The sequence below is a fragment of the Escherichia sp. MOD1-EC6098 genome (assembly GCF_002965865.1).
GTDB classification, from domain to species: Bacteria; Pseudomonadota; Gammaproteobacteria; order Enterobacterales; family Enterobacteriaceae; genus Escherichia; species Escherichia marmotae.
This window is the reverse complement of record NZ_PTSN01000002.1, coordinates 80,765-105,105: the sequence shown is the minus strand read 5'-3', so window position 1 is coordinate 105,105 and position 24,341 is coordinate 80,765. Positions and strand designations below refer to the sequence as shown.

The following is a 24,341-nucleotide window of genomic DNA, read 5'->3' as shown; positions in this document are numbered from 1 at the left end:
AGTTAAGGATATCATCATGTCTTCAACACGTATGCCAGCATTGTTTTTAGGTCACGGTAGTCCGATGAACGTGCTGGAAGATAATCTATATACCCGTAGCTGGCACAAGTTGGGGATGACGTTACCGCGCCCGAAAGCGATTGTTGTGGTTTCGGCTCACTGGTTTACCCGGGGAACAGGAGTTACTGCGATGGAAGCGCCGCCCACTATTCATGACTTTGGTGGCTTTCCGCAGGCGCTTTACGACACTCATTACCCGGCTCCAGGATCGCCAGCATTGGCGCAACGTCTGGTTGAATTGTTAGCGCCAGCCCCTGTCACGTTGGATCAAGAAGCCTGGGGTTTTGATCACGGTTCGTGGGGCGTGCTGATTAAGATGTATCCGCAAGCTGATATTCCGATGGTGCAGTTGAGTATCGATAGTACTAAACCCATCGCCTGGCATTTCGAAATGGGGCGTAAACTGGCGGCGCTGCGCGATGAAGGAATAATGTTAGTCGCCAGCGGCAATGTGGTGCATAACCTTCGCACAGTAAAATGGCATGGCGACAGCTCACCGTATCCGTGGGCGATGTCGTTCAATGAGTATGTGAAAGCGAATTTAACGTGGCAAGGGCCGGTGGAACAGCATCCTCTGGTGAACTACCTGGACCATGAGGGCGGGGCGTTATCGAATCCAACACCGGAACACTATCTACCGCTTTTGTATATTTTAGGCGCATGGGATGGGCAAGAGGCAATTACCATTCCAGTCGATGGCATAGAAATGGGGAGTTTAAGTATGCTATCGGTGCAGGTAGGTTAATAGATGAAGAAAACCGAAGCCAAATTATTGGCTTCGGTTTGCATTACCTTACTTTCTCAGCAGTTTAAGTCCCCACGCACCGCTCATCACCAGTAGCAGCAACAAACAGAGACCAAAAGCCAACATACAGGCCTGTGCCATGTTCATAAAGTGCCACGGAGGTAGCAGATACCAACCTTCAGATTGCTGATACATCTCCACAAACCACTGCTGCATACTGCTCAGTGTGACGCCATCGGGAACGATTGGCGCATCATAGCCGCAATCCCCGGTAGGCTTGAACCAGTTTGGAGCCCATTGTGCCAGCGGCAGATTAAAGGGAAAAGTGGGATCGGTCGAGCAACCCTGTACGCCAAACAGTGAATCGGGATCCGGGTTATGCACTGCATGATGGATATCGTTCAGTTTGAGCGAAAACTTCAGTCCCATAATGCTGCCGTAAAAGGCCATCACACAGCCAATCAACTTAAGGACGATATTCTTCGGATTAATCGCCGCAACCAATCCACCAATAACCATCACAAACATGGCGTAGCGAATGTAAACACACTGCTCACAGGGTGCCATGTAGAGATAGATCTGGAAGAAAGAGTGCGCCAGGATAATCAGCGCGCCCATCGCAACAGCCATTAACAACCATAAAAAGCGTTGTTCCTGCCATCTTACCAGCGTGTTCACCGGTGAAGTGCTAAGGTCTTTCCACATTCCCTTAATACCCATAGCCTGTTTCCCTGTTATTTGCTTGCTAACTCACGGATAAGGTCTGCCATAGCGTCGATAGATTTAATGCTCTTGGTATAGATCAAGTATTTACCATTGACGACATAGGCCGGAACGCCCTGAATTTTGGCTACGTCATAGGCCGCTTTCCATTTTTCCAGTGTTTCCTGTACCGCAGGCTCTTTCAGTGCGGCGTCAAAATCCGCCTGGCTCATACCTGCGGCATCCAGACCGGTTTTGATAAAAGCAGCCGGATCTTTACCGTCAGACCAGCGTTCTTTTTTGTCGTGATAAGCCGCGTAGTAAGCAAACTTGGCTTTCTTAAACTGCGAGTTAGCATCAAATAAAGAAATGCCGGCCGCTTTATCTTTATTAATCAATACTGCAAAGACTTCGCTTGCCTGCTTACCGTATTCACCTTTGGTTTCCAGATGGAATGGGGTAAAAGCGACGACATCCTTCACTTTCTCCGATACCGGGCCGGTAACTGCTTTGTCATATTTGTAGCAGAACGGGCAGGCATAGCTGAAAACCTTGATCAGCGTTTTGTCGGCGTTCGGAATGGGTTTTTCCAGAACCATATAATCCGTGCCTTCGGTGAAGGCGGAAGCAGTAAATGAAACCGCCAGGGTAGCGGTAAGTAGCACGCTTTTAAGCAGTGATGAGATCCCTAATTTCGACATTTTTATTCCCTTCTTAATTATTTAAACATCTGTTTTGGATGGACTAACAGCGCGCGATAGTGAGTCTGGTTGGGTTTATCAGACAGCACGTCGATTTCCACTTTCACTTCTTTGGTTTTGTAGTCGATTTCGTTCAACTTACCGACGGTAGGTTGACCGACGTCGAACAGATGAATGGAACCGCCGAAGCCGAACATGGTGTTACGGTCGGCCTGATATTCGATGATGGAGGTGATTGGGCTATAGAAATCGTAACCGCGTTCTTTACCGTATTCCCAAACTTGCTGAACAGTACCTTTCTTCTCATCAATCTTATATTCCACGAAGCGTGAATATTTCATGGTCGGTAAGGCGGGCTGTTCCAGATGGCGACCGTCGCCATTATCAAAGATAGTGAGCGTACCTTTGCTGGAGATCCATGCGGTATGTTGGGTGTAGGTGAAGTCGAAATCCGAGTTTTCACATAAGCCATTTTCGTTACAGGCGATAGGTTTACCATTGGCATCCACAGGTTTCAGCAGTTTGCTGGCCAGCGGTTTTTCCCAGCCTTTGGATGGTGCAAGGATCCATTTCACTTGCTTATCACGACCAATCTTCACTACGCCCTGATGACGAGAGGAGAGAATAATTGAGTCATCTTTGGCGTCATATGCGATGGAGTTAACGTGCGCCCAGTTACGGCCTGGTCCTACACCCAGAGCGTCACCGAACGGTGTATCCGGTTCCAGTTTTGCCTGCTGACCCGCGTGGGCCAGATCAACGTTAACGCAAACTGCGCCGGCATCCAGTGCGCCAAGCAGAGCATCACGTTTCGGATCGAGGATCTTTGTCAGATCCCATACATCGACAACGCGACCCGATTTATCGACTTCAAGAATGTGATCACGAATGGTCGTGACGTGTATGCCATCATCGCGACGGTAGTTGCTCTTGCCTACGCGCAGCAGTACCGTGCCGTTAGGCGTCTCAATGGATTCATGGGTAGCGTCAGCGAATCCACGCGGCAGTTTGTGATCTTCCAGCACCTGGCCCATCATGTCGAACTCATACCAGTGCTGGCCTTGTACTGCGGTAAAGGTGCCACGCGGTGTTTCGCGGATACCCATCAGATAACCACGTTTGTTGATGTTGCGGTCACGGCCATCATAGAAGGTGTCTTGATCCAGCCACCAGCGATATTCACCTTCGGTATCGACAATGAAGGTAAAGGGGGCGATATCAAAAGGCAGTGCACCGGTTGCCGGGCCTGCATCGAGGATACCGGCATTTTTATCTTTTTCGCCGTGCCAGTGGAGATCGGAACCTTGTGCGGTAAAGGTATGGGTATTAATCAGATAGAGGCGGTCTTCAAAACCGGGGGCGACTTTAACAACTTTGGTCTGCTGTAGATCGGAGATGGAGCGGTTATCCATGTAATTGTTGACGATGGCCGAAGTCTGCACCACGTAGTCATCTTTCATGGCTTTGCCGTTTTCTTTCCATTCAACGGTCACTTTGTTTGCAAATTTCTGATAAAGACCAAAAATCGGTACGCCATCATAAGTTTTTAGTGACTCCTGACCCACGGGATAGCTGATTTCAACGCCTTTTTCGCCCTTACCGTGGACGGTAACTTTGACGTCTGAAATGACGTGACTGTCTAAATTAACCACAGCGGTCAGAGGTGCATTACCGTAGGGATCAACGATGACAGCACCGAGTTGCCCGGCTGGTGGCGCTGGTTTAAAACCTGCAGCCATCACGCCAGTTGCAGATAAACCCAGAGCTAATGCTACAGTTCCGGCTACCAGTGTTTTTCTGTATTTATCAAACATGGATATATCTCCTTATATAACGCAAATATATAATAATGATGAATATCGACTGTTGAGATAGGACTAATAAATTAATTTTATGAATGAATATGCAGGTTAAATAAATAGTGAGAATATTTTTGTTGTTTTTTAATATGTTGTCATTCTCTGAAATGAATATTTATCTTTAATGGATAGTAGGGTGGCGATATATCAATAACAATATTCAATATTGTGTAGTGTGATCTCTGCGGCATTGTTTTTTTATTATTAAATCAAATTTTAATGTGATAAAAACAAAATATTTAAGGAATATCAGTGGCTTGTATTGTGATTTCTTTACTTGTTTTAATTACAAAACCGTCTGTATATGACGATTTAACATTAGATTGATTATTAATGTTAAATAAAATGTAGAGATGTATGTGGTTATATATTGATTGGAGTTATGAATTGCGGATTAATAATGAATTGCCCCGGTTATCGGGGCAATTTTAAGCAGTATTATTCAACAAAAATATGGGGGTAGAAGCGAGACATATCCTGGGTGATCAATGCACGGTCTTCACGAATGCCAATTCCGGCAGGTTGATCGTTCACCAGCCAGCTTCCAATCAGCATATAGCTGTCGCCAAATTTCGGCAGCGGATGGAATTGCTGAACAATCATTCCTTCTTCGCCATACGGGCCTTCCGCCGCTTCAATGGTTTTACCGTTCTCAATGATCGACACGTTTGCACCTTCACGTGAGAAGATCGGCTTAACCACATATTTTTCCATTTGCGGATGATCATCTTCCGCAAAATAAGCGGGCAACAGGTTCGGGTGATTCGGGAACATCTCCCACAGCAGTGGCAGAAGCGCCTTGTTGGAGATAATGCTCTTCCACGCCGGTTCCAGCCAGCGTACGCCAGCATCTTCCAGCTTGGTAGAGAACATTTCGCGCAGCATAAATTCCCACGGATATAGTTTGAACAGGTTAGCGATGACCTGATCCTGTAAATCCGTGAACTGGCCTTTTTCACCTAAACCGATATCGTCGATATACAGAAACTCGGTAGCGATTTCAGCTTCGGTCGCGCAGTCCTGCAAATACTGAATAGTGCCGCGATCTTCCACCGTGTCGCGACAGCAGGTGAGATGCAGCAACTGAAAGCCATACTGTTCACGTAGCTCGGCAAAGCGATCAATCAGCTTTTCTTGCAGGCTATTAAACTGATCGCTGCCTTCCGGCAGGTTGCCAGCGTTAAGCTGATCTTCCAGCCAGAGCCACTGAAAGAACGCTGCTTCATACAGTGATGTTGGCGTATCAGCGTTATTTTCCAGTAACTTAGGTTCGCCTGTACCGTCCCACGCCAGATCAAGACGTGAATAAAGCGACGGCTGGTGGGTCAGCCATGACTGACGTACAAAGCTCCAGGTATGCTTTGGAATGCGGAATTTGGTCATCAGCTCATCGCTGGCGATCACTTTTTCCACCACTTTCAGGCACATCTGGTGCAGTTCGGCGGTAACTTCTTCCAGTTTTTCAACCTGGGCGAGGGTCAACTTGTAGTAGGCATCTTCACACCAGTACGGCTCGCCGTACATGGTGTGAAAATTGAAACCGTATTCGTGGGCTTTTTCGCGCCAGTCCGGGCGCTCGGTAATACTGACTCTTTCCATCGGTATTAACCACCCATTGAACGAGAAGAGGTGCCGGTTGCGCTACGCTGCATGGTGCTTTGTTTGGCAACAGACTCGCCAAAGCCGCCGCGGGTAACGGTGGTGGTGGTCGCTGGTTTTGGTGCCATTGCTGTTTTCGGTACGGTCATGGTGCGGCCTGGCTGGGCTGCGCCATAGTTTTTACCGGTTGCGTCGGTATATTTACCGTAAGCCGGGCTGGCAGGGTTCTTTGAGGAGAACAGCGGTTGCTGTGCAAAACCCGCTCCGCCGCCCATCAGACGACCCATCATGTAACCTGCCATTAGCGGCATCCAGAAGCTTCCGCTGGATTGCTGGGCCTGCGCCTGGTTTTCTGGTGCCATGCCTGCCTGGGCAGGTGCCTGCTGGCATTGACCTTCGCCAAATTCGGCAACACAGTCTTCACGGGTGGCGTATTTCGGCGCGGTACGTTCGGCTTCTTTCAGCGCATTGTTGTACGCGGTGGTGCATTCTGCGCTTTTGCCTGGGTTTGCGGCTGAACAATCATCAGCGTTTTGATACAGAGACACGGTCTCATCACTCTTTTCACAGCCTGCCAGCATAAAAACAGTGGCAACAGCAAGAGCGACAGGTGTCAGATGGCGTGCGCTCCAGTTTTTGCGGAACGATGCGTGGCGTATGGATTTTGTCCGTTTCATTTTTGTCTTCCGGGACCAGTGGTAAATACCCATCAGAATAGAGGATGGCTGGTCGAAATTGAAGCGAGAAGGGGGAAGAATGCGGCAGATAACCCGTATCTTTACGTTGCCTTACGTTCAGACGGGGCCGAAGCCCCGTCGTTGTCATCAGTTACGGAAAGGGTTATGACCGTTACTGGTGGAAGTGCGTGCGGATACCTGCTGAACGGCTGGTGCCGGGCTATCAGGTGCATAACCATCAGCGATAGCATTTTGTTCCGGCGTTTGCGGCGCGACGTTTTCCGGGTTAGTGGAAACCGGTTTGCTCAGCGCATTGTTCAATGCCAGCAGATCCTGCTCGTTCAACGTACCCAGAGCTGATTTAATATTCAACTGGTTAATCAGGTAGTTATAACGTGCATTCGCCAGTTCTTGCTTGGCGTTGTACAGCGTCGTGGTGGCGTCCAATACATCAACAATGGTACGCGTACCGACCGAGTAACCAGCTTCCATCGCGTCTAATGAGCTTTGGGCGGAAATAACGGCTTGTTTGTAAGCGTTAATGCTACTGATAGATGCATTAATGTTGTTGAAGGAGGAACGCACGGTTTGCACGACGCTACGGTGTGCGCTTTCCAGTTGCTCGCTGGCACCCACGAAGTTGTACTGCGCCTGTTTCACCTGCGAGTTAACCATTCCGCCCTGATAAATCGGCAGCGAGAAGCTCAGGCCCACTTTGTTCTGGCCCATATTGCTGTCGTCATACTGGCCTGCGGTCGCACCACGGGTTTTCGAACCACTGTAGGAGGTGTCAGAAATTCCGGTAGAGGCCGTTAAATCCAGAGTCGGTAAGTGACCATCCTGCGCCTGGCGAATTTGCTCGCGTGCCAGGTCCTGGCTCAAACGTGCCTGTAACAGCGACAGGTTACGCTTTTCAGCTTCTTTCAGCAGAGTGTTCACCGGCTGTGGTTTGTCGGTTTTAAAGTTTTCAACATTCAGCGCCGCCAGTTCCGGGTAGTAATTACCAGTGATCTGACGCAGTTGCTCAACGGCATTGTCGAGATTGTTACGTGCGGTCACTTCGTTTGCCAGCACGGTATCGTACTGTGCGCGGGCGTTCTGCACGTCGGTGATCGCCACCAGACCCACGTTAAAACGTTGGGTGGTTTGATCTAACTGACGGTAGATCGCTTCTTTTTGCGCCTGGGTATAGGAAAGAACGTCAATCGCATTCAACACGTTGAAATAAGCGGTCGCGGTGTTGAGGATCAGAGTTTGTTGATCGGTCTGGTAAGTGACGTCCTGAATTCCGGCCGCTTTTTCCTGCAAGGTCAGCGCACGCCATTTCGACATATCGAAAATGGACTGGGTCAACTGCAGGGACGCACTGGTCGCGTTAGAGTTGATGCCGTTCGCGTCGCGATAGCCGTTGCTGTAGGTGTAATCTGCACCTAAACCCAACTGTGGCAGTAATGGACTGCGCGCTTCATTAATTTTTTCAAAGGCAGCATCACGATCGGCGGCAGACTTACGCAATTCCGGGTTACTAAGGCGTGCTTGCTGATAAACTTGCATCAGGTTCTCGGCCTGGCTCAACGTACTGAACCCAGAAAGGCTCAGGCCGATAAGAATGGGGAGCAATTTCTTCATTTGCATTCCTTGTGGTGAAGCAGTATTTAGCGCGATCAAACTGTAAAATTATTGCGGATTCTAGCAGAAGCCGCCACCGCAAAAGGTTGGCGTTACGTGCCATAGGGCATTAATGTGCCTCAATTTAACACATGACCGCTCAAACGGCAGTCAAACGTCGCTGAAATTCACATTTAATTCACTATTAGTGTCAGGACATTAACAATGCTTAAGCCAGACAACCTGCCCGTTACATTTGGCAAAAACGATGTAGAAATTATTGCACGAGAAACACTTTATCGCGGCTTTTTTTCATTAGATCTTTATAGATTTCGTCATCGTCTATTCAACGGACAAATGAGTCATGAGGTCCGGCGGGAAATTTTTGAGCGCGGGCACGCCGCAGTCTTGCTACCCTTTGACCCAGTACGCGATGAAGTTGTGCTGATTGAGCAGATTCGGATTGCCGCCTATGACACCAGCGAAACGCCCTGGTTATTGGAAATGGTTGCCGGGATGATCGAAGAAGGTGAAAGCGTAGAAGATGTCGCCCGTCGCGAAGCGATTGAAGAGGCGGGACTGATAGTCAAACGGATCAAACCGGTGTTAAGTTTCCTGGCAAGCCCGGGCGGCACCAGTGAGCGTTCGTCAATTATGGTGGGCGAAGTGGACGCCACGACCGCAAGCGGTATTCACGGTCTGGCTGATGAAAACGAAGATATTCGCGTTCATGTGGTAAGCAGGGAGCAGGCATACCAGTGGGTAGAAGAGGGGAAAATCGACAACGCAGCGTCGGTCATCGCTTTGCAATGGCTGCAACTGCATCATCAAGCGTTAAAAAATGAGTGGGCATAAATGAAGCGTTACACACCTGACTTTCCTGAAATGATGCGCCTGTGCGAGATGAACTTTTCACAATTGCGCCGTTTGTTGCCGCGCAATGACGCACCCGGCGAAACTGTAAGCTATCAGGTGGCAAACGCACAATATCGGTTAACGATTGTGGAATCGACCCGATACACTACCCTGGTGACAATTGAACAGATTGCACCTGCAATCAGTTACTGGAGCCTTCCGTCAATGACGGTGCGTCTGTATCATGACGCGATGGTGGCTGAAGTGTGTTCAAGTCAGCAGATTTTTCGCTTTAAAGCGCGGTATGATTATCCTAATAAAAAGTTGCATCAACGCGACGAAAAGCATCAAATTAATCAGTTTTTAGCGGACTGGTTGCGATACTGTTTAGCACATGGAGCGATGGCGATTCCGGTTTATTAGCGTCGTGAAACCTAAGGACACCATTTGGAAAGCCTGTTAACCCTTCCTCTGGCTGGTGAGGCCAGAGTCAGGATTTTACAAATTACTGACACTCACCTGTTTGCACAAAAGCACGAAGCCCTGCTGGGGGTAAACACCTGGGAGAGCTATCAGGCGGTGCTGGAGGCGATTCGCCCACACCAGCACGAATTCGACCTGATTGTCGCGACAGGTGATTTGGCACAGGATCAATCCTCTGCGGCCTATCAGCACTTTGCAGAAGGCATCGCAAGCTTTCGTGCGCCCTGCGTCTGGCTGCCGGGTAACCATGATTTCCAGCCTGCGATGTACAGCGCATTACAGGATGCGGGTATCTCCCCGGCGAAGCGTGTGTTTATTGGTGAGCAATGGCAAATCCTGATGCTGGATAGCCAGGTGTTTGGCGTACCGCACGGCGAGTTGAGCGAGTTTCAGCTTGATTGGCTGGAACGTAAACTGGCCGATGCGCCAGAACGTCATACTTTGCTGCTGCTGCACCATCATCCGTTGCCTGCGGGTTGTAGCTGGCTTGACCAGCACAGTCTGCGTAACGCGGGTGAACTGGATAACGTGCTGGTGAAGTTTCCGCACGTCAAATATCTGTTGTGCGGACATATCCATCAGGAACTCGATCTCGACTGGAATGGTCGCCGCCTGCTGGCAACGCCGTCAACCTGTGTGCAGTTTAAACCACACTGTTCCAACTTTACGCTGGACACTATTGCCCCTGGCTGGCGTACGCTGGAACTCCATGCCGATGGCACCCTGACTACCGAAGTGCACCGCCTGGCGGACACTCGTTTCCAACCAGATACCGCTTCAGAAGGCTACTGATGTCAACGCTTCTTTATTTGCATGGATTCAACAGTTCGCCGCGTTCAGCGAAAGCGAGCTTGTTGAAAAACTGGCTGGCGGAGCATCACCCTGACGTTGAGATGATTATTCCGCAGTTGCCGCCGTATCCTTCCGATGCGGCAGAACTGCTGGAATCCATTGTGCTGGAACATGGTGGTGATTCGCTGGGTATCGTTGGTTCGTCACTTGGGGGTTATTACGCTACCTGGTTGTCGCAATGTTTTATGCTGCCAGCGGTAGTGGTAAACCCGGCTGTGCGCCCGTTTGAACTGCTGACGGACTATCTCGGTCAGAACGAGAACCCCTACACCGGGCAGCAATATGTGCTAGAGTCACGCCATATTTACGATCTCAAAGTCATGCAGATTGACCCACTGGAAGCACCGGATCTTATCTGGCTGCTGCAACAGACGGGAGATGAAGTGCTGGATTACCGCCAGGCGGTGGCGTACTACGCCTCCTGCCGCCAGACTGTAATAGAAGGCGGCAACCACGCATTCACGGGCTTCGAAGATTATTTCAACCCGATCGTCGATTTTCTTGGTCTGCACCATCTCTGACGATCAACTCGAATTGCTAACTTAAACCATGACGCAAACTTATAACGCTGATGCCATTGAGGTACTCACCGGGCTTGAGCCGGTTCGCCGCCGCCCGGGGATGTATACCGATACCACTCGCCCAAACCATTTGGGGCAAGAAGTTATTGATAACAGTGTCGATGAAGCACTGGCCGGTCACGCAAAACGCGTGGACGTTATTTTACATGCTGACCAGTCGCTGGAGGTCATTGACGATGGCCGTGGAATGCCGGTGGATATTCACCCGGAAGAAGGTGTTCCGGCGGTCGAATTGATCCTCTGCCGTCTGCACGCGGGTGGTAAGTTCTCCAATAAAAACTATCAGTTCTCCGGCGGCCTGCACGGCGTGGGGATTTCGGTGGTTAACGCCCTGTCAAAGCGCGTAGAAGTCAACGTGCGCCGCGATGGCCAGATTTATAACATCGCGTTTGAAAATGGCGAAAAAGTACAGGATTTGCAGGTTGTCGGCACTTGCGGTAAACGCAATACCGGCACCAGCGTACATTTCTGGCCGGATGAAACCTTCTTTGACAGTCCGCGTTTTTCTGTTTCGCGCCTTACGCATGTGCTGAAAGCCAAAGCGGTACTGTGCCCCGGCGTTGAGATCACTTTTAAAGATGAGATCAACAATACCGAACAACGCTGGTGCTATCAGGACGGTCTGAATGATTACCTCGCGGAAGCGGTAAATGGCTTGCCGACGCTGCCGGAAAAACCGTTTATCGGTAATTTTTCTGGCGATACCGAAGCGGTGGACTGGGCGCTCTTGTGGCTGCCGGAAGGTGGCGAACTGCTGACCGAAAGCTACGTCAACCTGATCCCAACGATGCAGGGCGGGACGCACGTTAACGGTCTGCGTCAGGGCCTGCTGGACGCGATGCGCGAGTTCTGTGAATACCGCAACATTCTGCCGCGCGGCGTGAAACTGTCAGCGGAAGATATCTGGGATCGCTGCGCATATGTGCTGTCAGTAAAAATGCAGGATCCGCAGTTTGCCGGGCAGACCAAAGAACGTCTCTCTTCGCGTCAATGTGCGGCATTCGTTTCTGGCGTGGTGAAAGATGCGTTCACCCTGTGGTTGAACCAGAACGTCCAGGCTGCTGAATTGCTGGCGGAGATGGCGATTTCCAGCGCCCAGCGTCGTATGCGTGCGGCGAAGAAAGTGGTACGTAAAAAGCTGACCAGTGGCCCGGCGTTGCCTGGCAAACTGGCTGACTGTACCGCGCAGGATCTCAATCGTACCGAACTGTTCCTCGTGGAAGGTGACTCCGCAGGTGGATCTGCCAAGCAGGCGCGCGATCGTGAATATCAGGCGATCATGCCGTTGAAAGGTAAGATCCTTAACACCTGGGAGGTCTCTTCTGATGAAGTGTTGGCCTCGCAGGAAGTGCATGATATTTCAGTGGCGATCGGTATTGATCCTGACAGCGCCGACCTTAGCCAGTTGCGTTATGGCAAGATCTGTATCCTGGCGGATGCGGACTCCGATGGCCTGCACATTGCTACGTTGCTTTGCGCACTGTTTGTAAAGCACTTCCGCACGCTGGTGAAACACGGCCACGTTTACGTTGCTCTGCCACCGCTCTACCGCATTGACCTCGGGAAAGAGGTTTATTACGCGCTGACGGAAGAAGAAAAAGAGGGCGTGCTTGAGCAGTTAAAACGCAAAAAAGGCAAGCCTAACGTCCAGCGTTTTAAAGGTCTGGGCGAAATGAATCCGATGCAATTGCGCGAAACCACGCTTGATCCGAATACTCGCCGTCTGGTGCAGTTAACCATTGATGATGAAGACGATCAGCGTACTGACGCGATGATGGACATGCTGCTGGCGAAGAAACGCTCGGAAGACCGCCGTAACTGGTTGCAAGAGAAAGGTGATATGGCGGAGATTGAGGTCTGATAATTCCCGCCAGGAGAATAAAATATAGCCCGGTAAACATACCGGGCTTTTTTTATCAAAATTCCATTTTCACCGTGAATTGCACTTCACGCGGATCGCCAATCTGATTACCCAGATTATTTGTGGCTATGGAAGAGGTGTAATACGTTTTATCAAACAGGTTTTTGACGTTTAATTGCAGAGTGACCGGATACTGCAATTTCATTTTATATGCGGCGAAGGCATCGGCAACGAAATAGCCCGGCAGATAGTAGTCAGCCCCATTGGTTGCTGAACGACGGCTTACGCCATGTCCGCCACCGCCAAACGTCAGCGTGTTATTGCCAGGCATATTATGAATGTCATAGGTCAGGAATAGCGAACCGGTATGACGAGGAACATTCGGCAATGGTTTTCCTGCATAATCAGGATCTTCCAGAACCTTAGCATCGGTATAGCCGTAGCTGGCAATAATATTAATATTTTCAGTTAATGCTCCCGCAAGGTCGACTTCTACCCCTCTTGAACGAACGCGGCCTGCCGTTTTGGCGATGGTTTCGTCACCAATACTTTCGGTATACAACACGTTGCGTTTATGGATATCAAACAGCGCAATATCTGCGGTTATACCATCGAACAGCTCGAATTTTGCCCCGACTTCGTAAGCATTAGATGATTCCGGGGGAAGATCGCCAATGTAGCTGGCAATTGACGATTGCGGCATAAATGTTTGCGAATAATTGGCAAATAAGGATACCGATGGCGTCAGTTTGTAGACCAACCCCAGTTTGGGAGTCCATTGCTCATCGCGGCTGTCAGTATTGACATTAAAAGGACGGCCTTTACCCGCATACTGCGTGTAATACTGATAGCGGATCCCGGCGACGGCAATCCAGTTATCGGTCAGATAGAGCGCGTCCTGAGCATAAGCTGAGTAGCTCTCCTGTTTGATCGTCTGATCACTGTCCGATGCCGAGACCGTTGTACATTTGCTGGTATTGCCATAAACAGGGTTGTAGATATTGAAATCTTTAGCGTTTTTACAGCGAATCATATCTGTGCGCAGAAGATCATAATATTCATATGACACCCCGCCCAGAATCTCATTATAGAATCCAGCGATATCGACATTCCCTTGCAGATCCGCACGAGTAGAATGCATACGCTGGGTAGAGCCCTGAGTTGCATCAACACGCCGTGTCAGCGTTCCTGTTGTTGCATCATACGCGGTAACGCGAGCTTGATTATCGCTGTATTTATCCTGGCTGTAGCTGTAATCAAAGCGCGCAGTCCACTGGCTATTGAGATGATATTCTGCGTTGAGTTGCGCCAGATCGGACTGACCATCTGTAATATTAAACGGTTCGTCGAAACGTATTTTTCGATCAACGTTTACGGGCTGTTTCGTCGTAAGATCGAAAATTGTTCCGCGATCGAATGGCGTTTTATAGTCCCGATGTGAATAGAGCATGGTTACTGTTGCATTATCACCAAACCAGGTGAGTGATGGGGCAATAAATGTACTGCGCTCTTTACCGAAGTTCCGCCAGTAGTCTTCATCCTGCACTTCCCCCGTCAGGCGGTAGGCCAGTTGAGTGCCTTCAATGGGACCTGTGATATCAAGTTGCCCTGTACCACCACCAAAACTGGAGGACGTGGCTGAGACAGAACCATGGAACGTTTTTTCCGGGCGCTTTGTCACGACGTTAATCAGCCCACCAGGATCGAGAATGCCATACAGCGTGGAGGCCGGGCCTTTTAGCACTTCCACACGTTCTGTTGCGGCGTTGAAACTGCGAGGAAGTACGGTTCGCAGGCCGTTGGTCATGATGGAGCCATCCCGGTTTGCACCAAACCCACGACGTACAAAAGCGTCCTGAGTCCCGCCTAATGTATTGGTTTGCACCACGTTACTGACGTTATAAAGCGCCTCATCCAGCGTCGTCGCATGCTGATTTTCCAGAACTTGATCGCTAACCGTATTGACCACCTGCGGAATATCCAGCATCGGCATATCGGTTAATGTCGCCGTGGAGGTGCTCAGAGGCTGATAACCGTCGGTCGCCTCAGTTGCGGTATTCGCATCCGCGGTAACCGTGATGGTTTCGCCATCTTTGGTCGTTACAGTGTCTGTTGCATGAATCATCGGTGCCGCAAAGAGCAGTGAAAAGAGCGCCCGACCTTTGACTCCTGAGAATGAAGGTGTGAACTTAGCCATTTAGTCTTTTATCCCAAAAACTCGCGGATTGTCGCGAGTGAAAATTGTTTCTTGTTGCTCACTAAGCACTATCCGTTTGTTATTTCGCCATCGGATATGTAATTGAGAATCATTCAATCATGCAATAATGTAGTAGTAAATGAGAAATAACGAAAAAATGCTACAGGTGTTTTCACGATGATTTAATGCAGGTTGATTGTTTTTAACTCATTAATATTTAATGTTTTAATTTTTATTTTCAAAAAGATTTTACCTGTTATTTACCTTGTTTTTGTGTGGCTTTTAACTTCTTGACTACTACATTTTGTGGCGTCAAACTCTCAAAGGAGAATGAGTTTTATTTTTGTTTGTCTTTGATTAAGTTGGCGTACACGTGGCACATAACGCAAAAGGGCAGGGGCTGATCCTCGACAATGTTTCTGCCGGGTATCACAAGAACATCATTGTTGATGGTGTTTCTTTCTCCGTTCCCACAGAGAAAATGACCGTTCTGGTTGGGGCAAACGGCTGTGGAAAGTCGACGTTGCTCTGTGGCGCAGCCGTATCGATTGCTGGCCCGATTGGTTTTGTCGGCTTGCTCGTACCGCAGATTGTCCGGCGTCTGGTATCAACGGATCTGCGCGTTCTGCTACCTCTTTCAGCTTGTGTCGGTGCCTTACTGCTATTACTGGCAGATATTATTGCCAGGACGCTTTTCACGCCCCATGAGCTGGCGACAGGTGTCATGACGGCATTAGTTGGTGCACCTGTTTTTGTCATTATGGCGACGAGGATGTTCAAATGAGCCGGATAATGAACGTTGGGTTACGCCCGCTACGTGTTGGTGAGTTTTCGACACTGGTACGCCCTAAAAATCTGGTGTTGCTTGGTGGACTGTCTCTGTTTGCTGTTGGAATACTGATATTCGGTCTGATGCATGGTTCTTTTTCTGTCCCGGCATCGGAAGTCGGACGAGCGTTGTTCTCTCCAGAAAATGTGAACACAGACACACGTTATATTGTGCAGGATATTCGCTTGCCGAGAGTCATCATGGCGTTGCTATGCGGAGCCATGTTAGGTATGGCGGGAGCCGCAATGCAGTCTATTGCTCGTAACAGCCTTGCGGATCCCGGTCTTATCGGGGTCAAGGAAGGATGTAGCGTGGCAGTGCTGTGGCTGATTTTCCAGTTTCCAATGCTGGGGATGTTCTGGCGTCCAGTGGCCGGCCTCGCTGGCGGCTTATTCGTTGCGTTAGTGGTGATTTTCTGTGCACGCGATATTTCCCGCCCGCGATTTGTTTTGATCGGCATTGGCGTTTCCTGGTTTTTCGCCGCGGGGATCGGTGTATTTATGACCACAGCAGATGTTCGTGACGTACAAACTGCATTGATGTGGTTATCGGGAAGCCTACATGCAGCCAACTGGATGTTAGTCGGTATTTCAGCCTGTTGGATGTTGCCAGCCGCTCTTTTATTGCTGTTCACAGCCCGGACGGCGGATATTGCTCTGCTTGGTCATCAGGTTGCAACCGGATTAGGCGTGAATAGTTCTCGTCTGGCGTTGTTGCGTGTAGCCGCGCCAATAATCCTGACAGCCGTCTGCGTTTCTTGTGTTGGCAACATCGGCTTTGTCGGGCTGATAGCACCTCATATATCACGTTTTATTCTGCGTGGTGGACAGACGACATTACTGCTGGGGAGCGCCGTATCGGGGGCGTTGTTAGTCATTCTGGCGGATAGCATTGGTCGTTTGGCTTTTTTGCCTTTGCAACTCCCTGCAGGAATCGTTATCTCACTGATTGGTGGACCATTCTTTCTGCTACTTCTCTGGCAACGCAGGAACAGTTTTTAACGGGAGTTATATGCGTTTATTTTTTTCTCTGCTGATACTGTTGTCATTTTTTGCTCGTGCAACAGAGCCTGTTCAGGTGTTTACCGATGATTTAGGGCGCAAAGTCACAGTGCCTGCACATCCAAAGAGAATCGTTTCTTTACACGATCTTGATATCACCATTCCTCTGATTGAACTCGGTGTACCTCCTGTCGCCAGCCACGGGCGTACACGGCCTGACGGTAGCCATTTCATTCGATCAGGTGCGTTACTGACAGGTGTTGATTTCGATAATTCATCGATCGCCTTCATTGGAACAGCCGATATTGATATTGAAGCGATTGTGGCGGCAAAGCCGGACCTGATCATCACAGAACCGACCCGTAATACGCCCATTGAACAACTGGAGAAAATTGCGCCCACGGTGAGCATTGATCATCTCAAAGGGGGCGCGCCAGAAATCTACCGCAAGTTGGCCGAACTTACAGGAACACAGGCGCGGCTGGCGATACTTGAACGCCGCTATCAGGCGCAAATCAATGCGCTGAAGGCGACGCTGGACAGTCAAAAAATAACGGTATCGGTGATTCAGGCAAATCAGGGAAAAATTAATGTGATGCATAGCTATCATTCGCTGGGGCGGGTATTACGCGATGCTGGTTTTCGCTTTCCGCCGCTGATTGAGAGCATTCCTGAAGGTGGGCGAATGGATGTGAGCGCGGAGCGTTTGCCTGAACTGGATGCCGATTTTGTTTTTGCAACCTGGCGCGGTGATTCTGGTGGTAAACCTCAGGACGAGCTGGCAGCAATGGAAAAAGTCATGCCGGGATGGTGTCAGTTTCTGACAGCCTGTCGTTCCGGACGTTATGTGTTGATTTCGCGTGAAGAGGCGATTTCTAACTCCTTTGCATCTCTGGGATTGATGGCTGCGCAGATACAATCACAAATTGCGGGGCGACCTTTACCGGAGGCCAAATGATCCAGAAAGACAAAACGCGGGTTGATATTTTTGGGGAGCGTTTTCGTACTCGTGCGAGTCAGTTAACGCCAGGGTTAAGAACCGTCGCCAGCTACATTAATGAGCACCGTGAAGTGGTCCTCGAGCAAACGGCGATGGAAATTGCGGCCACGTTAAACACTTCCGATGCCACAGTAATTCGGGCTATACAGGCTCTGGGGTTTGCCGGGCTGCGCGATCTGAAACGTACTCTGGAACAGTGGCTTGGCCCAGCCCTTAGCTCCAGCGAAAAGATGTCTACGACGGTGAGTAACTTGACGAGCGATGTTAACACCGCAATCGACTTTGTTCTTGAAGGGCATCTGTATACCTGCAATGTCCTGTCAGAGCCTGAAAACCGCCACTCGCTTGCGCAAGCGGTAGCCTTGTTGGTGCAGGCGCGGCAAGTTGCTATTTTTGGCATTGGCGCTTCGGGTATTCTGGCGGATTATACCGCGCGGCTATTCAACCGCATTGGCTTGCCCGCCACGGCGCTAAACCGTACGGGTATTGGCCTTGCCGAGCAATTGATCGCGCTTCAGCGTGGCGATGTGCTGATCATGATGGCGCAAAAATCTGCACACCGGGAAGGGCTGACAACGCTGCGTGAAGCGAAACGGCTGGGGATCCCGGTTATTTTGCTGACAAACGCTCTGGATTCGCGTTTTAGTAAAGACGCCAGTATCGTCATCCACGTTCCGCGCGGGGATGAAAAGGGGAAAACGCCGCTACATGGTACGGTATTGTTGTGCCTGGAAATGATTGTCTGGTCGGTGGCCTCAGCGGTGCCGCAGCGTGCGGTTAAAACCATTAAGCGAATTAACGATTTCCATCGGGGTTTGAAAACGGGAAGAAAGAATGGCTAATCAGGCCTGAGACCGGTAACAACACCGGCCTCTTTTCAGGAACATCAAAGTCCCGGCTGCAGGATACGAATATTCATCTCCAGCACATCGCCTTTTACGGCTTCGCTATATGCTTTCATGTGCGGGGTTTGCAGATGCGCTTCAAGGTGCGCGATGCTTTCCCACTGCTCAATCATCACAATAGAATCCGGCGCCATAGACTGGAAACTCACGCCAGCAGCGCAATCCACCATTGGCGCGTAGCCGTGGCAACCTTCTTCCTTCAAAACTGTTGGAACGATTTTAGCAAACTGATCCAATACCGCCTGACGGTGATGTTGGCCAGGGCGAGTACGGATTTCTGCGATTACTGTAATCATGGTTAACTCCTTCTAAAGCCAGAGCTCTAGTTAACCAAAAATTTCCACAAGATGCTTGCGATATTCTTCAGTATAGCGGGGAACATCAGGCATTTTTATCACGTCATTAGCGATAAATGTCGGCAGCGGTTCCATGCCGAGGAATTGGTTTGCTTTATGGAACGGTAGATACACACCGTCAACGCCAACGCCGTGGAAGAACTGATCTTTTTCGGTGAAGGCTTCCATTGGGGCGTTCCAGGTCAGCGAGAGCATATATTTTTTACCCTGTACCAGACCGCCAGAACCGTATTTTTTCGACGGATCTTTGCGGGTACGACCATCGCTGGCATACAGCGTGCCGTGACCTTCGGTGAACACATCATCAATGTATTTTTTCACCGTCCACGGCGCGCCCATCCACCAGCCAGGCATCTGCCAGATCACCACATCAGCCCAGAGAAAGTTTTGTACTTCGGCTTTGACATCGTAGTCGCTCTCAGCGCGAACGATGCGGACATCATGTCCGAGGTCGCGCAGCGTGCCATCCGCGACTTCGGTCAGGGTGTCGTTCAGTTGACCATTAGAGTGGGCGAATTTTTTCGCACCGTTGATAATCAGAATATTGCTCATTTTTTATCCTCAAGGAGAGACATTTACCGACAATAGTACGTCACAGAGCGGTGCGGTGAAATTAGCAAAATGTGCAAAGTCTTTTGCGAATTTTGCAAAAGTCTCACCACTACCAGCTCACTTTCGCCTCAAATCCACCTTGTTTCGCATTCCCAAACACAACATTCATGCCATGCAATTTTGCGATCCGCTGGACAATCGACAACCCCAGTCCGCTACCGGTTGCGGTTTGTCCTGGTGGGCGGTAGAAACGTTCGCCAATTCGCGCCAGCGCCTCTGGCGTCACGCCGGGGCCGTTGTCTCTTACGGTGAAATTATCTGCATTCAGAGTGACATCCACTACGCTGCCCTGTGGACTGTAGCGTACTGCGTTATCCAGCAGATTTCGTACCAGTAGACTTAGCAATAGCGGTTGTCCGGTGCGTTTGATGCCGTGGGCATTGAGCGTCAGCCGTACGTCAATTTTTGCCTGCTGCGCCGTGTGGTAGATATCCATCACCGCCGATTGCAGGAGATCTTCAAGTGGGATCTCCGCGACGTCCTGAAGGTTATCCAGCGAGTCGAGCCGCGATAGTGTGAGCAGTTGATCAACCAGACGGGTGGCGCGATCGATCCCCGAATGTAATTGCGTCAGTGCTTTTTCCCGTGCCTGCGGATCATCGTCAGAGAGTTGCGCAACTTCGGTTTGAACTTTCAGCGCCGTTAATGGGCTACGCAGTTCGTGAGCGGCGTCAGAGGTAAAGCGCCGTTCACGCACCATCATCGCATGTGTACGGTCGAACAGTTGATTCAGCGACTCGACTAGCGGACGCACTTCGCTGGGTACGCCCGCGGCGTTGAGTGGTTTTTCCGAGTCGGGATCGCGCATACGTAGCGCCAGCGCTAGTTTGTTCAGTGGCGAGAGCTCACGACCCAGTAACACCATCATGAAGATTAACATGATGGGTAGCGCAACAAGCCAGGGGATGAGCTGGCCGGTGACGATTGCCAGCGCCATGTCTTCACGGTATTCCCATTCCTGGCCGACAACGATGCGATATTTACCATCAGGTGATGTCATCCAGATAAAGCGCCATTGATCTTTATCACCCACCAGTTGCCCGTCAGCAAAACCTTCACGCTGATAGCTATAGGGAATATCTTCTCCATTATCGCCATCGTTAAGAACCATTCTGCCGTCGCGGGTAAAAATGGCAAATGTCAGGGCATCGTCATCCACATGGCCGTGTTTGAATTTATCCGGCGTTCTTGCCATACGATCTGCCGCATTAATTTCGTTAAGATCGAGCGTACTTAATCGTTTGGCAAACAGCATTAACTGGGTATCGAACAACTCATCGACATTATCAATCGTTTGTTTCCAGGCTACAAAGCTGGAGACAACCCAGGTCAGCGAGGCCAGAATCAAAAAGATCAGCGTCAGCCTGACTCGCAGACTAAGGCGTTGGGTAAATTTCATTTCTCACCTAATGTGTAGCCAATACCGTGAACGGTGCGAATAAAGTCACTGCCGAGTTTGCGTCGCAGATGATGCACATGTACTTCGACGGCATTGCTGGTGACCTCTTCGTCCCAGGTATACAGTTTTTCTTCAATCAGTTTGCGTGGTAGAACACGACCAGCGTTACGCATCAGTAATTCCAGCAGGGCAAATTCTTTTGGCTTGAGTGTTAAGGATTCACCTGCCAGGGTGGCGATCCGTTTGCCCGGGTCGAGCATGACGTTGCCGTGATGTAGCTCGTTGCTGGCATGGCCGTTGGTTCGGCGCATCAGCGCTTCCAGCCTGGCGGCCACTTCTATCAATGCAAAAGGTTTACACAGATAATCGTCGGCCCCCAGACGCAAACCTTCCACGCGTTCCGCCAGTGCGTCGCGCGCGGTCAGGATCAGTACCGGCTCACGCTGACCTTTATCCCGCCACTCGCGCAAAATATCGCGGCCATCCATTCCCGGTAAGGAGAGATCAAGGATCACCGCGTCATAAGGTGCGCTATAAAGCGCCTCTTTTCCCTGACGACCTTCCGTAAACCAGTCAACACTAAAGCCCATCTTACTAAGACCTGTTTTGATGCCGTCACCAATCAGCATGTCATCTTCTATCAGTAAAATTCGCATCTTTTCATCCCTGCGATAGCTGTATTCGTTGTCAGTAAACCGTGTTGTAACGCGCTCTGTACAGTACTAAATTTTCTTTTTTTTCCTTAAGAAGTTGTTAAGGACTATCTTGTTTAATGCCTGGAAACAGACATCAAAGGGAGTAACAAACATGAAAAAATTCGCAGCAGTAATTGCAGTAATGGCCCTGTGTAGCGCACCGGTTATGGCAGCAGAGCAGGGGGGCTTTTCTGGCCCATCGGCAACACAAAGTCAAACCGGAGGATTCCAGGGGCCGAACGGCAGCGTAACTAACGTAGAAAACGCGAAATCTTTGCGTGACGACACCTGGGTAACTCTGCGTGGCAATATCGTTGAGCGCATCTCTGACGATCTGTATGTGTTCAAAGATGCCAGCGGCACCATCAATGTCGATATCGACCACAAACGCTGGAACGGCGTGACAGTTACGCCGAAAGATACGGTTGAGATTCAGGGGGAAGTGGATAAAGACTGGAACTCTGTTGAGATTGACGTGAAACAGATCAGTAAAGTCAATCCGTAATTGTTACTGCTCCCGGGACGCGTTCCCGGGAATAATTTCGCAGGGAGCAACATGAAAAACCGTGCACTGGACGTAAATATTATCGATTTCCCATCAACCCGCGTGGCGATGTTGCCGCATCGCTGTAGCCCTGAGTTGCTCAACTACAGCGTGGCGAAATTTATCATGTGGCGCAAAGACACGGGGTTATCTCCCGTTAACCAAAGCCAGACTTTTGGCGTCGCCTGGGACGATCCTGCCACCACTGCGCCAGACGCGTTTCGCTTTGATATTTGCGGCAGCGTTAACGAGCCTGTTCCGGAGAATCGTTATGGTGTGAGTAATGGCGAACTCACCGCAGGGCGTTATGCGGTTGCCCGTCATTCTGGCGACCTGGATAACATATCTCACACTATCCGGGCCATCATTCGCCGTTGGCTTCCTGATAGCGGCGAGAAAATGCGTAACGCACCGATATTGTTTCACTACACCAACCTGGCCGAAGGGATGTCAGAGAAGCGGCTGGAAACGGATATTTATGTGCCGTTAATGTGAAGGGGGATCTTTTCCGGAGTGTGAGCCAAATCACTCGCGATAAGTTTGAGCTAACAATGCCACTGGCGTATTGTTGTCAGGCTTATAATTTCTCCGGTAAGGAATACCATGTATACGCGAAATTTATTATGGCTGGTCAGCCTGGTAAGTGCGGCTCCTCTCTATGCTGCTGACGTTCCCGCCAACACACCGCTCGCCCCGCAACAGCTCTTTCGTTACAACAATCATAGCGACCCCGGCACGCTTGACCCGCAAAAGGTTGAGGAGAATACCGCCGCGCAGATTGTGCTGGATCTGTTTGAAGGTCTGGTATGGATGGACGGCGAAGGTAAAGTGCAACCTGCCCAGGCTGAATCCTGGGAAGTGTCAGATGGCGGCAAACGCTATATTTTCCATTTACGCAACGGCTTACAGTGGTCTGATGGTCAGCCTCTGACAGCGCAGGATTTTGTCCTCGGCTGGCAGCGCGCGGTTGACCCCAAAACGGCAAGCCCTTTTGCTGGCTATCTGGCGCAGGCGCATATTAAAAATGCAGCGGCTATCGCGGCGGGAAAATCGGATGTCTCATCGTTAGGCGTGAAAGCGACGGATGACCGCACTTTTGAAGTCACGCTTGAGCAGCCCGTACCGTGGTTTACGACAATGCTAGCCTGGCCGACGCTGTTTCCGGTTCCGCATCATATGATTGCGAAGTATGGCGATAGCTGGAGTAAGCCAGAGCATATGGTTTACAACGGTGCTTTTGTGCTTGATAAATGGGTGGTTAACGAAAAGATTACCGCACGCAAAAATCCAAAGTACCGCGATGCACAACATACGGTATTGCAGCAGGTTGAGTATCTGGCACTGGATAATTCAGTCACCGGCTATAACCGCTATCGTGCGGGTGAAGTCGATCTCACCTGGGTTCCGGCACAACAAATTCCTGCTATTGAAAAATCACTGCCTGGTGAGTTGCAAATTATCCCGCGTCTGAACAGTGAATATTACAATTTCAATATCCAGAAACCACCGTTTGACGATGTTCGTGTCCGGCGGGCGCTATATCTGACGGTCGACAGGCCGTTAATTGCGCAAAAGATACTCGGGTTGCGAACGCCTGCAACCACGTTGACGCCGCCAGAGGTAGAAGGCTTTAACGCGACGACGTTTGATGAACTGCAAAAGCCGATGAGTGAGCGCGTGGCGACGGCAAAAGCCTTGCTCAAACAAGCGGGGTACGATGCTTCTCATCCGCTACGCTTTGAACTGTTCTACAACAAGTATGATTTGCATGAAAAAACGGCAATTTCGTTGTCTTCCGAATGGAAAAAATGGCTTGGTGCACAGGTGACGCTGCGCACGATGGAGTGGAAAACCTATCTTGATACCCGGCGAGCCGGTGATTTCATGCTATCGCGGCAGTCGTGGGATGCGACGTACAATGATGCTTCCACTTTCCTGAACACGCTCAAAAGCGATAGTGAAGAGAATGTCGGTCACTGGAAAAATGCGCAGTATGACGCGTTGCTAAATCAGGCGGCGCAGACCACTGACGCGACAAAGCGTAATGCGTTGTATCAGCAGGCAGAGATGATCATTAATCAGCAGGCACCGCTCATTCCCATCTACTATCAGCCGCTGATCAAATTGCTTAAACCTTACGTTGGCGGTTTCCCGCTGCATAATCCCCAGGATTATGTCTACAGCAAAGAGTTGTATATCAAGGCACATTGATGCCTTTAT

24 protein-coding genes are annotated in these 24,341 nt (G+C 50.1%); 13 read left to right on the top strand and 11 right to left on the bottom strand.

Annotation, left to right across the window (positions count from 1 at the left end):
• Positions 1-16 precede the first annotated feature (16 nt).
• Entirely contained in the window at positions 17-805 is a 789-nt protein-coding gene (gene ygiD / locus C0K55_RS03205) for a 4,5-DOPA dioxygenase extradiol (RefSeq protein ID WP_024193608.1), read from the top strand.
• A 48-nt stretch (positions 806-853) separates the two neighbouring features.
• Here ygiD and dsbI read toward each other — a convergent pair whose 3' ends face one another.
• From dsbI to tolC, 6 genes are all read right to left on the bottom strand, one after another.
• Positions 854-1,525, bottom strand: coding sequence for a protein-disulfide oxidoreductase DsbI (dsbI, locus tag C0K55_RS03200; protein WP_016262562.1), 672 nt, complete (start codon positions 1,523-1,525; stop codon positions 854-856).
• Between the two features lie 14 nt (positions 1,526-1,539).
• Positions 1,540-2,208 carry a thiol:disulfide interchange protein DsbA/DsbL gene (locus C0K55_RS03195; RefSeq protein ID WP_000040026.1) on the bottom strand — a complete coding sequence of 223 codons (669 nt, stop codon included), beginning with the start codon at positions 2,206-2,208 and terminating at the stop codon, positions 1,540-1,542.
• Positions 2,209-2,225: 17 nt separating this feature from the next.
• Positions 2,226-4,022 (bottom strand): aryl-sulfate sulfotransferase, encoded by a 1,797-nt coding sequence (locus C0K55_RS03190; RefSeq protein ID WP_105266728.1) that lies wholly within the window; start codon positions 4,020-4,022, stop codon positions 2,226-2,228.
• A 483-nt stretch (positions 4,023-4,505) separates the two neighbouring features.
• Complete coding sequence (locus tag C0K55_RS03185; RefSeq protein WP_000442874.1) at positions 4,506-5,666, bottom strand: glutathionylspermidine synthase family protein; 1,161 nt, start codon at positions 5,664-5,666, stop codon at positions 4,506-4,508.
• A gap of 5 nt (positions 5,667-5,671) precedes the next feature.
• Positions 5,672-6,343: a DUF1190 family protein gene (locus C0K55_RS03180; RefSeq protein ID WP_000831543.1), complete on the bottom strand. Its 672-nt coding sequence runs from the start codon at positions 6,341-6,343 to the stop codon at positions 5,672-5,674.
• A gap of 147 nt (positions 6,344-6,490) precedes the next feature.
• Entirely contained in the window at positions 6,491-7,972 is a 1,482-nt protein-coding gene (gene tolC / locus C0K55_RS03170; protein WP_000735302.1) for an outer membrane channel protein TolC, read from the bottom strand.
• Between the two features lie 204 nt (positions 7,973-8,176).
• Between tolC and nudF the strand changes: the two genes are divergently transcribed.
• Genes nudF through parE form a run of 5 tightly spaced genes read left to right on the top strand, consistent with a single transcriptional unit; the run spans position 8,177 to position 12,583 of the window.
• Positions 8,177-8,806 (top strand): ADP-ribose diphosphatase, encoded by a 630-nt coding sequence (gene nudF / locus C0K55_RS03165; RefSeq protein ID WP_038354405.1) that lies wholly within the window; start codon positions 8,177-8,179, stop codon positions 8,804-8,806.
• Positions 8,807-9,229: a DUF1249 family protein gene (locus C0K55_RS03160; protein ID WP_000833390.1), complete on the top strand. Its 423-nt coding sequence runs from the start codon at positions 8,807-8,809 to the stop codon at positions 9,227-9,229.
• A 24-nt stretch (positions 9,230-9,253) separates the two neighbouring features.
• Positions 9,254-10,081, top strand: coding sequence for a 3',5'-cyclic-AMP phosphodiesterase (cpdA, locus tag C0K55_RS03155; protein WP_000444754.1), 828 nt, complete (start codon positions 9,254-9,256; stop codon positions 10,079-10,081).
• A complete protein-coding gene (gene yqiA, locus C0K55_RS03150) occupies positions 10,081-10,662 on the top strand; it encodes an esterase YqiA (protein ID WP_000105733.1) in 582 nt (193 codons plus the stop codon). Before cpdA ends, yqiA begins: the two co-directional genes overlap by 1 nt.
• Before the next feature lie 28 nt (positions 10,663-10,690).
• Positions 10,691-12,583 carry a DNA topoisomerase IV subunit B gene (parE, locus tag C0K55_RS03145; RefSeq protein WP_000195279.1) on the top strand — a complete coding sequence of 631 codons (1,893 nt, stop codon included), beginning with the start codon at positions 10,691-10,693 and terminating at the stop codon, positions 12,581-12,583.
• 55 nt (positions 12,584-12,638) lie between these two features.
• Here parE and C0K55_RS03140 read toward each other — a convergent pair whose 3' ends face one another.
• The gene (locus C0K55_RS03140; protein WP_001051713.1) at positions 12,639-14,780 is read right to left on the bottom strand and encodes a TonB-dependent siderophore receptor; all 2,142 of its coding nucleotides are present in this window, start codon (positions 14,778-14,780) and stop codon (positions 12,639-12,641) included.
• Between the two features lie 373 nt (positions 14,781-15,153).
• On the opposite strand from C0K55_RS03140, the gene C0K55_RS27090 reads away from it, so the two are divergent.
• Genes C0K55_RS27090 through C0K55_RS03120 form a run of 4 tightly spaced genes read left to right on the top strand, consistent with a single transcriptional unit; the run spans position 15,154 to position 18,452 of the window.
• Positions 15,154-15,564: an iron chelate uptake ABC transporter family permease subunit gene (locus C0K55_RS27090; RefSeq protein WP_105266458.1), complete on the top strand. Its 411-nt coding sequence runs from the start codon at positions 15,154-15,156 to the stop codon at positions 15,562-15,564.
• Between the two features lie 8 nt (positions 15,565-15,572).
• Positions 15,573-16,610, top strand: coding sequence for a FecCD family ABC transporter permease (locus tag C0K55_RS03130; RefSeq protein ID WP_032141510.1), 1,038 nt, complete (start codon positions 15,573-15,575; stop codon positions 16,608-16,610).
• A gap of 10 nt (positions 16,611-16,620) precedes the next feature.
• Positions 16,621-17,568 (top strand): iron-siderophore ABC transporter substrate-binding protein, encoded by a 948-nt coding sequence (locus tag C0K55_RS03125; RefSeq protein WP_001517110.1) that lies wholly within the window; start codon positions 16,621-16,623, stop codon positions 17,566-17,568.
• Positions 17,565-18,452, top strand: coding sequence for a MurR/RpiR family transcriptional regulator (locus C0K55_RS03120; protein WP_001517109.1), 888 nt, complete (start codon positions 17,565-17,567; stop codon positions 18,450-18,452). The genes C0K55_RS03125 and C0K55_RS03120 overlap by 4 nt, the downstream gene beginning before the upstream one ends.
• A 44-nt stretch (positions 18,453-18,496) precedes the next feature.
• On the opposite strand, the gene C0K55_RS03115 is transcribed toward C0K55_RS03120, so the two are convergent.
• From C0K55_RS03115 to qseB, 4 genes are all read right to left on the bottom strand, one after another.
• Positions 18,497-18,811, bottom strand: coding sequence for a putative quinol monooxygenase (locus C0K55_RS03115; protein WP_000633738.1), 315 nt, complete (start codon positions 18,809-18,811; stop codon positions 18,497-18,499).
• A gap of 30 nt (positions 18,812-18,841) precedes the next feature.
• The gene (gene mdaB, locus C0K55_RS03110; RefSeq protein WP_000065441.1) at positions 18,842-19,423 is read right to left on the bottom strand and encodes an NADPH:quinone oxidoreductase MdaB; all 582 of its coding nucleotides are present in this window, start codon (positions 19,421-19,423) and stop codon (positions 18,842-18,844) included.
• A 109-nt stretch (positions 19,424-19,532) separates the two neighbouring features.
• Positions 19,533-20,882, bottom strand: coding sequence for a quorum sensing histidine kinase QseC (gene qseC / locus C0K55_RS03105; RefSeq protein WP_085449284.1), 1,350 nt, complete (start codon positions 20,880-20,882; stop codon positions 19,533-19,535).
• Positions 20,879-21,538 (bottom strand): quorum sensing response regulator transcription factor QseB, encoded by a 660-nt coding sequence (gene qseB / locus C0K55_RS03100; protein WP_105266457.1) that lies wholly within the window; start codon positions 21,536-21,538, stop codon positions 20,879-20,881. Before qseB ends, qseC begins: the two co-directional genes overlap by 4 nt.
• Before the next feature lie 151 nt (positions 21,539-21,689).
• Between qseB and ygiW the strand changes: the two genes are divergently transcribed.
• The 3 genes from ygiW (at position 21,690) to C0K55_RS03085 (ending at position 24,332) form a co-directional block, all read left to right on the top strand.
• Entirely contained in the window at positions 21,690-22,082 is a 393-nt protein-coding gene (gene ygiW, locus C0K55_RS03095) for an OB fold stress tolerance protein YgiW (RefSeq protein ID WP_000712662.1), read from the top strand.
• A gap of 51 nt (positions 22,083-22,133) precedes the next feature.
• Positions 22,134-22,616, top strand: coding sequence for an AraC family transcriptional regulator (locus tag C0K55_RS03090; RefSeq protein ID WP_000796007.1), 483 nt, complete (start codon positions 22,134-22,136; stop codon positions 22,614-22,616).
• A 108-nt stretch (positions 22,617-22,724) separates the two neighbouring features.
• Positions 22,725-24,332: an ABC transporter substrate-binding protein gene (locus tag C0K55_RS03085; RefSeq protein WP_105266456.1), complete on the top strand. Its 1,608-nt coding sequence runs from the start codon at positions 22,725-22,727 to the stop codon at positions 24,330-24,332.
• Positions 24,333-24,341 lie beyond the last annotated feature (9 nt).